At 43.4% G+C, this 13,623-nt stretch carries 12 protein-coding genes and 1 tRNA gene; 4 read left to right on the top strand and 9 right to left on the bottom strand.

Translation table 11 applies throughout. The annotated features are described in order from the left end of the window. The first annotated feature begins 255 nt into the window (after positions 1-255). The 4 genes from pyrC (at position 256) to AAEY72_RS09825 (ending at position 2,923) form a co-directional block, all read left to right on the top strand. Positions 256-1,326, top strand: a complete 1,071-nt coding sequence (gene pyrC / locus AAEY72_RS09840; RefSeq protein ID WP_352310378.1) for a dihydroorotase — start codon at positions 256-258, stop codon at positions 1,324-1,326. Positions 1,327-1,629: 303 nt separating this feature from the next. Then, entirely contained in the window at positions 1,630-2,289 is a 660-nt protein-coding gene (gene rnt, locus AAEY72_RS09835) for a ribonuclease T (RefSeq protein ID WP_352310402.1), read from the top strand. A gap of 306 nt (positions 2,290-2,595) precedes the next feature. Further along, positions 2,596-2,793, top strand: a complete 198-nt coding sequence (locus AAEY72_RS09830; protein WP_141629673.1) for a hypothetical protein — start codon at positions 2,596-2,598, stop codon at positions 2,791-2,793. Between the two features lie 54 nt (positions 2,794-2,847). Next, positions 2,848-2,923 (top strand) — tRNA-Glu (locus AAEY72_RS09825). A 227-nt stretch (positions 2,924-3,150) separates the two neighbouring features. On the opposite strand, the gene AAEY72_RS09820 is transcribed toward AAEY72_RS09825, so the two are convergent. From AAEY72_RS09820 to pyrG, 9 genes are all read right to left on the bottom strand, one after another. Continuing rightward, a complete protein-coding gene (locus AAEY72_RS09820; protein WP_352310377.1) occupies positions 3,151-3,774 on the bottom strand; it encodes a BLUF domain-containing protein in 624 nt (207 codons plus the stop codon). 538 nt (positions 3,775-4,312) lie between these two features. Next, a complete protein-coding gene (ispD, locus tag AAEY72_RS09815; RefSeq protein ID WP_352310376.1) occupies positions 4,313-5,071 on the bottom strand; it encodes a 2-C-methyl-D-erythritol 4-phosphate cytidylyltransferase in 759 nt (252 codons plus the stop codon). A gap of 148 nt (positions 5,072-5,219) precedes the next feature. After that, complete coding sequence (locus AAEY72_RS09810) at positions 5,220-5,528, bottom strand: FtsB family cell division protein (protein ID WP_352310375.1); 309 nt, start codon at positions 5,526-5,528, stop codon at positions 5,220-5,222. Between the two features lie 110 nt (positions 5,529-5,638). Next, complete coding sequence (eno, locus tag AAEY72_RS09805; RefSeq protein ID WP_194619129.1) at positions 5,639-6,955, bottom strand: phosphopyruvate hydratase; 1,317 nt, start codon at positions 6,953-6,955, stop codon at positions 5,639-5,641. Between the two features lie 317 nt (positions 6,956-7,272). Then, entirely contained in the window at positions 7,273-9,633 is a 2,361-nt protein-coding gene (locus AAEY72_RS09800; protein ID WP_352310374.1) for a heavy metal translocating P-type ATPase, read from the bottom strand. Between the two features lie 347 nt (positions 9,634-9,980). Then, positions 9,981-10,205, bottom strand: a complete 225-nt coding sequence (locus AAEY72_RS09795; protein WP_352310373.1) for a heavy-metal-associated domain-containing protein — start codon at positions 10,203-10,205, stop codon at positions 9,981-9,983. Between the two features lie 219 nt (positions 10,206-10,424). Next, entirely contained in the window at positions 10,425-10,679 is a 255-nt protein-coding gene (locus tag AAEY72_RS09790; RefSeq protein ID WP_189580128.1) for a heavy-metal-associated domain-containing protein, read from the bottom strand. Positions 10,680-10,706: 27 nt separating this feature from the next. Then, the gene (gene kdsA, locus AAEY72_RS09785; RefSeq protein ID WP_352310372.1) at positions 10,707-11,582 is read right to left on the bottom strand and encodes a 3-deoxy-8-phosphooctulonate synthase; all 876 of its coding nucleotides are present in this window, start codon (positions 11,580-11,582) and stop codon (positions 10,707-10,709) included. Positions 11,583-11,811: 229 nt separating this feature from the next. Further along, positions 11,812-13,446 (bottom strand): CTP synthase, encoded by a 1,635-nt coding sequence (pyrG, locus tag AAEY72_RS09780; RefSeq protein WP_352310371.1) that lies wholly within the window; start codon positions 13,444-13,446, stop codon positions 11,812-11,814. Between the last annotated feature and the right edge of the window lie 177 nt (positions 13,447-13,623).

The raw sequence follows: 13,623 nt of genomic DNA, 5'->3' as shown, positions 1-13,623 counted from the left end.
GCAAAAGTGTAACTGCCACTAGGCGCTAGCTTTTGGTGTCAATCTCTCTATCATATCACTGCATTATTTGCAGAATAATCCTTTCTTTATTCTGATGATTGAACAATGACCCATGGATGATGTACAGATATTTTGCCGTATATCTAATCGCTTATTTAGTCGCTTATTTAGTCGCGTCGACAAATCTGTTATTATAGCCACATAGCATCATTCCTATTTATTCTCCAATAATATGATACAGAGCGCGACGACATTATGACTGATTCGATTAGAGAGTTGACCATCCTTCAGCCAGATGATTGGCATATTCACCTTCGTGATGATAGCGCATTAGCCACTACCGTACCGCATGCAGCCAGTAGCTTTAACCGTGTTATTTGTATGCCAAACTTAGTGCCTCCGGTCAAAAACGTCGACGATGCGCGCGCCTATCGTGCGCGTATCATGCAGCATTTACAAGCCAGTGATTTGGCTGCTGAGCGCAAAGCTGCATTTGACCCGCGCATGACATTATACTTAACGGATAAAACGACGGCAAAAGATATCGAAATGGCAGCACAATCGGGTTTCGTCCAAGCAGTCAAGCTTTACCCTGCTGGTGCCACGACCAATTCTGCAGATGGTGTCACTGATATCAATGCCTGCGTGGATGTCTTTGAAGCATTAGAAAAATACAACCTACCCCTGCTATTGCATGGTGAAGTGACGCAAGATCATGTGGATATTTTTGATCGCGAAAAGCGCTTTTTGGATGAGGTGATGGCCCAACTTATCGCAAAATTTCCGACCATGAAAATTGTCATGGAGCATATTACCACCAGTGATGCTGCCGACTTTGTATTGGCGCAGGGCAACCAAGTCGCCGCTACCATTACGCCGCAGCATTTAATGTTTAACCGTAACCATCTGTTGGTTGGTGGCATCAAACCACATTTTTATTGTTTGCCTATCCTCAAGCGTGAAAGCCATCAAAAGGTCTTATTAGATGTCGCCACCAGTGGCAATCCAAAGTTCTTCTTGGGCACTGACTCTGCCCCACATGCAACAGATAAAAAAGAAGCGGCTTGCGGCTGCGCTGGCTGCTATAGTGCGGCAACTGCTTTGCCTTTGTATGCCACCGCTTTTGATAGTGTTGGCAAAATAGACAAGTTAGAGGGGTTTGCGAGTCGCTTTGGTGCTCAATTCTATGGCTTGCCAGTCAATGAAAGCACGATTACCCTAATCAAAACGCCTATGCAAGTACCCGCAGGCTACCCTTATTTTGATGGCTCATCATTGACCCCGCTTATGGCGGGCGAGACGCTGCCTTGGTCTATCAAAGCATAGTACTTGTAAAGCATAGCACTTATAAAAAACAGTACTTATAAAACATGGTGCTTATAAAGTAACCTCTTTATTTTATCCTATGATATCAATAATACCTTTGTACTGAAGGAGCGGTTGATTTCATAGGATACTCATTTCTAATTCAATATAACAATACGACTGATAAAAGCGATTTAACCTTATATGACCACTAAAAACGATGCCGCCTTACCGAACGACAACCCATCAAGCAATGTAGATACTAGCCTCAATGTCGCGTCCACTATTCACATCAAAGACACCGCAGCAGACGAGCAAGCGCCTATGGGTTTGAAAGACCGTTTTCGCAAGTTTCTGCCTGTCGTCGTCGATGTGGAGACAGCAGGTTTTAATGCGCAAACGGATGCTTTGCTAGAAATTGCCTGCATTCCTGTATTACTCAATGAGCAAGGTGTGTTTTATCCTGGTGAGGCATTCAATGCTCATATCGAGCCCTTTGAAGGCGCGAATCTTGAGCCAAGCGCGCTTGCTTTTACTGGTATTGATCCCAACAATCCGATGCGTAAAGCCATTGCCGAAGATGAAAAAACCGCACTACGCCGAATTTTTAAAGGCTTAAAAGAAGTCCGCCGTGCTGAAGACTGCCGTCAATGTGTCTTGATTGGACACAATGCACATTTTGATTTAGGGTTTCTAAATGCAGCCGTGCTACGTACCAACAGTAAAAGCCACAACCCATTCCATAATTTTTCAGTCTTTGACACAGTGACCCTATCAGCGCTTGCCTTCGGTCAGACAGTGCTGGCACGCGCTTGTAAAGCAGCAGGGCTTGAGTTTGACGGCAAAAATGCCCACTCCGCACTATATGACACCCAAAAAACAGCCGAGCTATTCTGTCATGTACTTAACCATTATCCTATGCTGGCCAATGCGATGCATAATGAGGACACTAAAGAAGAATCGGGCGATAGCGATAATACATAAGTCACATATCCTGTGTTGCCAACCATACGTAATAGTGCTATTTATAATACTTGATGACTTTGACATCTTGGACATCTTGATTTGACAATCAATAGGGATATGATTGATACCACTTTCAGTAAGTTGACAAACCTTCCTGACTTTATGTAGTACTATTAAAGGGACTTAGTAGCTTACTTGCTTGCCACTATTTCACTCCCAAACGACGCTGTTATATCCTATAGATGGTCTAAGTTGCTCACACTGCCTTGATAGCTGCTATTAGTAGCACTGCTGCTGTTAAGGCGTAATAGGAGGGACTTTATTATGGATCCACAACTTAAGTTATGGGGCACCATCATCGGCTATATGCTGCTCGCCTTAACTATTAGTGCTTGCACGTCTCTATGGATTCGCCATCATTTAAAAAGTAATGACTTACATCCACGCCGTGCGCTCAAAAAAAGATACTTAATATTAAAAAGACGAAGAAAAAGGCTTGACAGCAAGCGCAGACGCCATTAAAATACGCACCACTTCGGCATAAATGGTGAAAGCAGCTGAGGTGTTGTGTTACTAGTCCCCATCGTCTAGAGGCCTAGGACACCGCCCTTTCACGGCGGTAACGGGGGTTCGAATCCCCCTGGGGACGCCACTATTTGGCGTCACTTATTAGCACTTTTGCTACAAAGCATCAGACAAGACTGATAAGCGTTCCATCAAAAAGTCCAGTCACAATATATTGTGACTGGACTTTTTTTATGTCTGTGTATTCTTATAAAAAAGGGACTTATCAAATTTCTATCGCAAAAAAGCCAGCAATCATTGCTGGCTTTTTTGTATGAGCGCTTTATTTATGATGTTTTAAAAAGTAATAATAATCTAAAAAATCTTATCCGATAACATAAACCAAAGTAGTGTCAATATAATGAGCGCGCCCAATACGGTCTGAATCAAGAAAAAGGCTTGGTGCTGTCCGACAACTTTACTTAAGGTTAAACCTAAGGTGCTATATTGTATCGGCTGACTGTCAGTTTCGCCTGTGCTGACATGCTTTTCATAATAACCTTGCAAGATATCTAAAAACTCCGTCCATTCGTCAGTGCTCCACGCATAAGGCTTAAACGGCATAAACTTCTTAAGCTTAGGCTCTTTAATCATCCAGCGCTCAAGAGTAATCGAGCGCAGTGACCAACCAGCGAAACGACGATCTTCCAGTGCTGAAAAATCTAAAATGATTAAGTCTTTATGTCGATCATCCATTATCAAGCGATTTTTGAGATTAGTTAACGCTTGCTCACTACCTTCCACACACTGTAAAAAGTAACCATTGCCGTAGCAAAGAATACCCGTAATATTATCAGCTTTATTATGTTTGCTGGCGACTTCTGCGATATCGTTCAGTGTACTGGCGTTTGATAGACCAGTCGACGTGATGCGGCTCAAATACACAAGTTGGCAGAGATCTGTCGTTACTGGATTTGTCGAATCATTGATTGTTGACAATCAGCTTCCCCTATTTTCAGGTAAATGTAGCTAAGACAACCATACTAACTTTAGAAAAAACATAGAGACAAGACTTTCGAAAACATCGAATTGACTTGGTATATTATTGATTTTATAAATGTTTATATTAATTGTATTAAGTTGGTTACATCATAGGCTAGTTTAGTCATCAAATCAATATATGTTTATATTACATCATTAAGTAGTAATACTAAATAATATAATATATTCATTCATAATGAGAATGTAGGGTATGATTTTTTAATATTGGTAGCATAAGGAGATAATATGACGGGAAGTTAATGATAAAAAAACGTGATCAGTTAATGATAGAACCCTCATTTAGATTGTAAGATTGGTACAGAATGCTACTTATGACAATATCACTTGCCGCGTTATGCAAACTCATCAATATGCCAGCATAATGATTTGGACTAATAACAAGTAGTGAAGGTAAGCCAATCAAGAGAAGATTTTTTTGATATTTATCAAAATAACTAGGCTTTAAGATAGCGGTTTTTCAAATTGAGGATATGCCCTAAGACTGGGCTTTAAGAATCGCTGCGAGCAAGATAGCGTCATCAGGATAGGTGAGCTTGATGTTTTGGCGACTGCCAGTCACTAGACGAATAGGCAGTGCTAAGTATTCAAATGCACTGGCTTCATCGGTGATATCGAGTTTGTGTTCAGCCACATGCTTCAATACTTGTCTTAGCTGTCCTAAACGGAATACTTGCGGCGTTTGGGCTTGCCACATATTACTCCGATCAATCGTTTGTTTAACATAAGCGCTAGACGTGTCTTTGTTTACGTTTAGAGAATCACGCATAAGCTCAGAGTGAGCGCTGGATTGCTTGTAGGATTTCTTTAGAGTGTCAGCAACAGGGGTCGCTAAGATAGCGCCATAAGGCTCAAGCATTGCCGCTTCAATGACTTGTTCAATATCATGAGTTGGAACTGCTGGACGCGCAGCATCATGAATGAGCACCAAGTCTGAGTCATCCGCACCTGTATTAACGATCGCCTCTACCCCCGCCTGTACAGACTGCCAGCGCTCAGCGCCGCCAATAGTATAGTGTATTGGAAGCTCAAAGCTCAATGTCTGTGCCGTAGTGTCATCTGATGCGACGACCAACAAACATTTATCAATATAAGCACTACATCCAAGCCGTGCCACACTGTGCTGTAGCAAGGTCTGCCCTTGCAGCATAGTATATTGCTTGGCGATAGAGGCACCAAAACGATTACCGCGACCAGCAGCGACGATCATGGCATGTATATTAAGTGTGGTATTCATAAGGTGGCGTTCATAAAGTAGTAATTAGGGTTTGCTTGCATGATGATATGGCTGGGAAGGCATGAGTATTAAGAGGAGGAGTAATAGCGGTTTCGAGAAAAGCAAAGCCATCGTTATCAATGAACACTCATTACGATGGCGTTAAAAATTAGTAGCGACTGTGCGTCGTTGGTGCGGTTGATACTTGGACAAACGTCTCATTTGGCTTAATCAAACCTAAGTCTAAACGCGCATGCTCTTCTACTGCCTCAAGTCCATTTTTTAGATCATAGACGTCAGTACGTAATAAGTTATTTGCGGCCACTTGATTGTCATTTAAGCGTTGCTGCTCTTCAGTCTGAGTCAGTAGTTTATTATGCTCAAAGCGCCCATTTTCACCCAGCCAATATTGATATTGCAGTCCTAACAGCACCGCAACGGCTAAAGCAAGTAGTATAAATTGGCTAAAGTATTTCATGTGATAGGCCAAACGATAGAGAGATAATAAAATAAATACCAGCTAAGCTTGCTAGACAATATATCAAAAATGACATATTGCCTAACCTTAGCTAACCTAACCTTAGCTAATTAGCCACGTAGACCGATAAACTCTTCGCGACCACGGTAGCTTGCACGTACTTGTTGCTCGATACGTAATAGCTGATTGTATTTCGCCACGCGATCCGAACGGCATAGTGAGCCAGTTTTTATCTGACCAGCAGCAGTACCAACGGCTAAATCTGCAATGGTGCTGTCTTCAGTTTCACCTGAACGATGCGAGATAATCGTTGCATAACCATTTTTCTTCGCCAAATAAATCGCATCTAGCGTTTCTGACAAGGTACCGATTTGGTTGAATTTAATCAAAATCGCGTTGGCAATATGCTTATCAATACCTTCTTGTAAGATAGCAGGATTGGTCACAAATAAATCATCACCAACCAATTGGACTTTATCACCAATCTGCTCAGTTAAGTATTTCCAACCATCCCAATCCGATTCATCAAGACCGTCTTCGATAGAAATAATAGGATATTGACGCGCCAACCCGACTAGATAGTCTGAAAATCCTTGGCTATCAAAAGCTTTATTGCCCTCGCCTGCCAAGATATATTGACCGTCTTTATAAAATTCACTAGCCGCACAATCTAATGCAAGATGAATGTCTTCGCCTGCTTTGTAGCCAACTTGCTCGATCGCTTGCATGATAACGGTGATAGCTTCTTCGTTACTACGTAGGTTCGGAGCAAAGCCGCCTTCATCACCAACCGCTGTGCTCAAGCCTTGTGATTTTAGGACGGACTTTAGACTGTGGAAAATTTCCGTGCCAGCACGTAATGCTTCTGAGAAGCTGGTGAAACCAACTGGCTCAATCATAAACTCTTGGATATCAATTGTGTTATCCGCATGCTCGCCACCATTTAAGATGTTCATCATGGGTACAGGCATGGTCAACGACGTCTGGTTGCGCAAATTGGCGATGTATTGATGTAGTGGCAAACTTTGTGACTTGGCAGCGGCTTTTGCAGTGGCAAGGGACACCGCTAGCATCGCATTGGCACCAAGGCTGTCTTTGTTTTCTGTACCATCTAGCGCAATCATGGCATCATCGATACCTTGCTGCTCGGTGACCTCTTTATCCATCAACGCACTGCGAATCTGGCTATTGACGTTGGCAACGGCTTTTTTGACACCTTTGCCCATATAGCGGTTTTTGTCGCCATCACGTAGCTCAAGTGCTTCACGTGAGCCAGTAGACGCGCCACTTGGGGCAGCAGCACGGCCGACAGTACCGTCAGCTAAGATAACATCGACTTCAATCGTTGGGTTACCGCGCGAGTCTAAAATCTCACGAGCACGAATGTCTTTAATTGCGGCAACGTTGGTGGTTTCTTCAGCGTACATAATGTCTGTTAATTCCTTTGGTCATGCCAAGTTTGTGGGATAAATAACGGCAACTAGAATACAAAAAAGATAAAGCAAAATATCATATAGCCCTATACCTAGACCAGATTTTTCTACTGATATAATCGGCTAGTTTTGAGCAGGCTTCAGGGTTTGTTTAGTACTTTAACCGTCAGCTATAGTGGTTGGCATCATAGCATAAATTTTATCAAACTTCCCTTATCTTACATCGACTGGCGGTCATAAAACCACACATAGATAGCCAAATATTAATTATCAATTTGTCTCAGTAGCTGATATCAAAAATAAAATGACTCTTATGCTTTTGTTGGACGTTCCGCTTTAGTCTGAGAGGCAGATACCGTGTTATCAAGTTCCACCTCCGTTTTGAATCGGGTTAGACGTAGCGCATTCATTAATACAGAAATAGAGCTAAGCGCCATCGCAGCGGCGGCAATCATAGGATTTAAAAAACCAAAAGCGGCAAGCGGAATGCCAAGGCAATTATAAATAAAGGCAAAAAACAGATTCTGCTTAATATTGCGTAGCGTGGCTTGCGCAATTTTTTGCGCGGCATCGATATGCATCAGCGACTCGCCCATCAAACGGGCAGAAGCACTATGCTGGGCAACATCTGTGCCTTCAAACATCGCAAAACTGGCATCAGCGGTTGCCATCGCTGGCGCATCATTGACGCCATCACCTGCCATTGCGACTTTGTGACCAGCTGTTTGCAACAAGGCGATTTGGCTCGCTTTATCGCGCGGACTCATCTTGCCATAAGCTTGCTTGATACCCAGCTGCCCTGCGACATGATCGACGACGGATTGCTTATCACCACTCATCAAAATGACATTGATACCAGCATCTTGCAGCGCAGTAATGGCCTGAGGGGTATCGGCTTTTAAATCATCAGCTAAAGCAAAAGCACCTAAGGCTTCATCATTAATACTAATGGCAACGGTACTGGCGATTTGCCATACCTTTGGCATCAGCTTTGGTAGCGTTAAATTAGCAAACTCTGCAGTGCCAACTTTTACCACCCCTAAACCTTCAATGTTCGCTTGTATGCCAGCGCCTTTAACGACACTAATATCCGTAACATTCATTAGTGGCAGATTACGGTCTCTGGCAGTATTTATTAACGCGGTGGCTAACGGATGGCTGGCATGCGCCTCGACGCTGGCGGCAATTTGTAATACATCATCCACAGCAAGCGACTTATCAACCATCACCTTATCGACGATAGTCGGTTTACCAATAGTCAATGTACCCGTTTTATCGAGCACGACCGTATCAATATTACCTGCAGCTTCTAGGCTTTGGGCATCTTTGAACCATACACCATGACGCGCAGCGACCCCCATACCAGCCATGATAGCCGCTGGCGTGGCTAAGCCAAGTGCACAAGGGCAAGCAATAACCAATACCGATACGGCATGCATCAAGGCGGTATCAACCATACCTGTTAGCCACCATGTGACCCCAAAGGTGACTAGAGCAATCGTTACTACCACTGGTACAAAAATAGCCGTGACTCGATCAGCTAGACGCGCCAAGTCGGCTTTTGAGCCTTGCGCATCGCTGAGGGCTTGTACCATATCACCCAGCTTTGTATCACTGCCTTTAGCATTGACGCGATATAGTAAGCTGCCGTTTTCGACTAAAGCGCCTGCTAACAGACTATTACCCTCTTCTTTTTTGAGAGGTACTGACTCACCCGTTAAATGACTCTCCACACACCAGCCACTACCTTCGATGACTACCCCATCCGTTGCCACACGGCTACCTTGTTTGGCACGCAAAATATCACCCACTTGCACGTCTTTAAGAGCCACATTATGAAAATCACCATTTGGCTGCTGCTGTTCAACTTCATCAGGCGTTAAAGACAATAATAAATCAATACTGTTAAGGCTGTGTTTTTTGGTACGTTCTTCTAAATATTTACCCGTTCGCACAAAAGCAATAACCATCACCCCAGCTTCAAAATACACAGCAGGGCTATTGCCAGTCCCATGACCACCAGCGTGACCACTTTGTAGCAGGCTATTTAACGTACCATCGCCATGCGTCAGCCACAGATATGTTGAATACGCCCATATAGTTACCGTACCAATGACGACCAGCACATCCATATTAGCAAGACCACCTTTGATGGATGCCCAAGCGCTCTTGTAGAACGGTAATGCCAAGCCAAATTGTACAATCGTCGCTAGGACAAACTGAATCCAAACCGGTGGCATCCACGCCATACCAAAACCTGTCAGCATACCTGCCATACCAACTAAAAACGGCAGCAAACATAGCCACAAACCAATCAATCGCCATGGGTACTGAGTCGCCGCGTCTTTATCCGTTTGGGCAAACAAACTATCAGCTGCCTGCAAGTTGGCAACGAAACCAGTTTTATTTACCCATTCTGTGACTTGCTCAGGCGTCGTCTGGGTCGGATCATAATCGACATTCGCGGTCTCGCCAGCGAAATTCACACTCACCTCGTATACCGACGGCTTTTTATTGAGCACCTTTTCAATTCGCGAGGCACAGGCCTGACACGTCATACCATCAATAGCCAACTGCAAGTGCGCACGCTGCGGCGCGAGCGGCGTATTGGATTGAATGTCAGTTTCTACATCGTAGGCGTTATGATTGTCAGTTTGGGTAGAATCATTCATAAATAAAACTCGGTATGGCGTTTATGCGTTATGGCGTTATAAGGTCGTCTGAGCTAAAACAACAACCCAGTGGAGGGGACATCTAAGTCAAACAAGTAAAACATTCTGCTATTGAATATCACTGTAATCGAATCGAATAATTAGCATGCTATTATCATCAGTAATGGCAATAATGCTAAATAATGATCCTAAATGGTCATGATTGGTAGTCATTCAAATTCTTCAATTTCTTTGACTTCTTCAGCTGTATTGAAAAGGATAACTCTATATTTTGACGCTACTATCAATAATTTTTAACCATTAAAAAACCAGCCATGATAGCCGGTTTTTTATACAAATGGATAAGATTAAGCGTTAGCAACGGTGGCATCAAAGCCAGCGTCATCGATAGCTGATGCAATGACTTCTGCACTGGTTTTGCTATCATCAAAAGTGACCGTTGCTTGATTGTCTGCAAGCTCGATACTGATATCATCTAGCCCATCAATATCGGCGGTAGCGTTATGGACACTAGCCACACAACCACCACAAGTCATGCCTTCGATTTTAATAATACGTGTCTGGTTTGCCATGGTAGGCTCCTTATTTTTATTAGTGAAAAATAGCCTTGATAGCTGTTCTTTAATATTTACCTTTTAAAGTTTATCAAAGCTACACTAAACAAGCATAAGCGCTATCACCCTCAGTAACAAGACTGTTTGGTTGTTACTTTATTAATGAGCAGATAATTTATTAATAAAAACGTAAATGATGCTAATCAGTCAATTTATAATAGCAATCGTTCATAAGCCTTAGTCATCATGATGTGGATTTTGCGGTGAATCGATAGGAAACGGTTGGGTAACATAATCGACCATGCTAATCGCGGCAGTTAAGGCGTGAATACTGGTATCGGTATCATCATAGCGCACGGTTGCAACGTCATTATCAGGATCAAGCTCAATCGCAGTGACTCCTGTAATATTTTTTAGCGCAGTCATCAAGCTATCAAGACCTTCAGCGTCATCGATATTTTCGATGCTGACTTGTGCAACTTGTATGGCCATTATCTTACTCTCTTATAATCTATACTATTAATGAGTATCTAATATCTCAAAGCCTTTAACGAGATCATCAACTTGCTTAAGCTGACGTAAAAATGGCTCTAACTGACTCAGTCTCAAGGCGCACGGACCATCACATTTTGCGGTTTCTGGGTTTGGATGCGCTTCTAAAAACAACCCTGCCAATCCAGTTGCCATACCGGCACGTGCAAGTGTCGTGATTTGCTCACGGCGTCCACCAGCGCTATCACTACGACCACCCGGCTGCTGCAAACTATGAGTGACATCAAAAAATACCGGTATGTCCATCTGCTTCATGGTGTCAAAGCCCAGCATATCGACGACCAAATTATTATAACCAAAAGCACTACCGCGCTCACAGAGTATCAGCTTGTCATTACCACCTTCGAGGCATTTATTGACGATATGGCGCATCTCATGCGGTGCTAAAAACTGCGCTTTTTTGATATTAATAATCGCATCTGTCTTCGCCATCGCATGCACCAAGTCAGTCTGACGCGATAAAAAAGCGGGCAATTGGATAATATCGGCAACTTCAGCGACGGGCGCTGCTTGATATGGCTCATGCACATCAGTAATAATCGGCACTTGGAACTTTTCTTTAATTTGTCCCAGCCAATCGATACCCTTCTCTAGACCTGGACCTCGATACGAATGCAGGCTTGAGCGATTGGCCTTGTCAAAACTGGCCTTGAACACATAGCCGATGCCCAAACGCTGACAAATCTCGACATACTGCTCAGCAATTTCGAACGCTAATTCTTTGGACTCTAAGACATTCATACCACCGAACAGCACAAAGGGCTGATCGTTACCAATATTAATGGTGTTATTACTCGGAGCCTTAAGCTGAATATGTGATTGCGCTGTTAATAGATTTTCCATGAAACCCTTGTCCTCATTATTGTTATCAACACGTCTATCCCATATTGTAACCGATAGCCCAATTAAAAAAAGTGTCCAAGCGTAATTAGATATTATCGCTCAGGAAAATATCTAAAAAACCATTATCACCCGTCAAATTAAGCAAAAAAAAGACCAATCCGTAGATCAGTCTTTTTTGGTGAAAATAACGCTTTCACACTATATTTCACAACACTTCACATTTTAACGATTACTTTGTTTCGCTATGATTTTTTGCGGCTTTCACAAAGCTGTTAAATAGTGGATGACCACCACGTGGCGAGCTGGTAAATTCAGGATGGAACTGTACGGCAACAAACCATGGATGCTCGCTAATCTCAACCGACTCAACCAAATGCTGCTTGGCAGAATAACCCGATATCGTCATGCCTGCTTGCTCTAATGGCTCGATATAACGATTGTTCATCTCATAACGATGGCGATGACGCTCAGTGATATTGCTAGCGCCATAGATTTGGCTCAGCTTGCTACCAGCGACCAGCTCGGCTTGCTGTGCGCCTAAACGCATGGTGCCACCAAGGTCCGAGTCGTCACTGCGAATCTGTAGCTCGCCGCGCTCATCTAACCATTCAGTGATCAGACCAATAATTGGCTCAGCAGTCTTGCGATCGAACTCAGAAGAGTTGGCATCGATATTCATCACATTACGTGCGTATTCGATAACGGCCAACTGCATACCAAGGCAAATACCCAAATATGGCACGTTGTTTTCGCGAGCATAAGTAATGGCTTTCATTTTACCCATGGTACCGCGCTCACCAAAGCCACCGGGCACTAAGATAGCATCGGCATCATTAAGCTGTGCAAATAAAACATCGTCGCCTTCCAAACGTTCGGCATCGATATAATCAATTTTCACATCTACTTTATGAGTGATACCAGCATGTAATAATGCTTCGTTAATTGATTTGTACGCATCAGGCAGCTCGACGTATTTGCCGACCATCGCTACGGTGACCGTTGATTCAGGATTGAGCTGGGCTTCAACGACTTTGTCCCAATCGCTCAAATCTGCTTCAGGCACATCCAAACCAAAGCGCTCACAAATCAAATCATCAAGATCTTGCTCATAAAGGGTGCGCGGTATTTGATAAATACTTTGCGCATCTTCACACATGATGACCGCGCGTTCTTCGACATTGGTAAACAATGCAATCTTACGGCGATTGTCTTGTGAGATATGATGATCAGAGCGGCAAATTAAGACATCAGGCTGTAAACCAATAGAACGAAGCTCTTTAACCGAATGCTGGGTAGGCTTGGTTTTGGTTTCACCGGCACTAGCGATATAAGGTACCAAGGTCAAATGCATCAGCATGGCGCGATTGCGACCTAGCTCTACTTGCATCTGGCGTACCGCTTCCATAAAGGGCAGCGACTCGATATCACCGACCGTACCACCAATCTCAATAATAGCGATATCATAACCCTCGCCACTGGCAAGGATTTTGCTCTTAATCTCATCAGTGATATGCGGGATAACCTGCACAGTACCGCCCAGGTATTCACCACGGCGCTCTTTATTCAGTACGTTCTGATAGATGCGACCACTGGTAAAGTTATTACTCTTACTCATCTTAGAGTGGCGTAAAAAACGCTCATAATAACCCAAATCTAAATCCGTCTCCGCCCCATCTTCAGTGACGAACACTTCGCCATGCTGGAACGGACTCATGGTACCTGGATCGACGTTAATATACGGATCCATCTTGGTCATTGTCACGTTCACACCGCGCGCTTCGAGTATCGCGGCAAGAGAAGCAGCAGTGATACCTTTTCCTAGTGAGGACACTACCCCACCGGTCACAAATATAAACTTGGTCATAGTACTCTTTCGGTAATTGGTAAAGAAGGATTTTACTAAAGATACGCCAAAAAATATAGGGCAAAAGCGCAAACTATCCGAAACTCTTAGTTTTTGCTCAATGTTTATTGATTAAAACCGCATAATAAAAAAACTCACCCCGAAGGATGAGTTTTTTAGCAGAGTATTTATGCAGCA

The sequence above is a fragment of the Psychrobacter sp. W2-37-MNA-CIBAN-0211 genome (assembly GCF_040309405.1).
GTDB lineage: Bacteria > Pseudomonadota > Gammaproteobacteria > Pseudomonadales > Moraxellaceae > Psychrobacter > Psychrobacter glaciei.
Note: the sequence above shows the minus strand (reverse complement) of the source record. Positions and strands in the feature narration are given on the sequence as shown.

Coding starts and splice junctions, on each gene's coding strand:
- AAEY72_RS09810 (WP_352310375.1), bottom strand. CDS start 5,528: ATGAAATACTTTAGCCAATTTATACTACTTGCTTTAGCCGTTGCGGTG.
- AAEY72_RS09790 (WP_189580128.1), bottom strand. CDS start 10,679: ATGGCCATACAAGTTGCACAAGTCAGCATCGAAAATATCGATGACGCT.
- kdsA (WP_352310372.1), bottom strand. CDS start 11,582: ATGGAAAATCTATTAACAGCGCAATCACATATTCAGCTTAAGGCTCCG.
- eno (WP_194619129.1), bottom strand. CDS start 6,955: ATGTACGCTGAAGAAACCACCAACGTTGCCGCAATTAAAGACATTCGT.
- AAEY72_RS09795 (WP_352310373.1), bottom strand. CDS start 10,205: ATGGCAAACCAGACACGTATTATTAAAATCGAAGGCATGACTTGTGGT.
- pyrC (WP_352310378.1), top strand. CDS start 256: ATGACTGATTCGATTAGAGAGTTGACCATCCTTCAGCCAGATGATTGG.
- rnt (WP_352310402.1), top strand. CDS start 1,630: ATGGGTTTGAAAGACCGTTTTCGCAAGTTTCTGCCTGTCGTCGTCGAT.
- AAEY72_RS09830 (WP_141629673.1), top strand. CDS start 2,596: ATGGATCCACAACTTAAGTTATGGGGCACCATCATCGGCTATATGCTG.
- AAEY72_RS09800 (WP_352310374.1), bottom strand. CDS start 9,633: ATGAATGATTCTACCCAAACTGACAATCATAACGCCTACGATGTAGAA.
- pyrG (WP_352310371.1), bottom strand. CDS start 13,446: ATGACCAAGTTTATATTTGTGACCGGTGGGGTAGTGTCCTCACTAGGA.
- ispD (WP_352310376.1), bottom strand. CDS start 5,071: ATGAATACCACACTTAATATACATGCCATGATCGTCGCTGCTGGTCGC.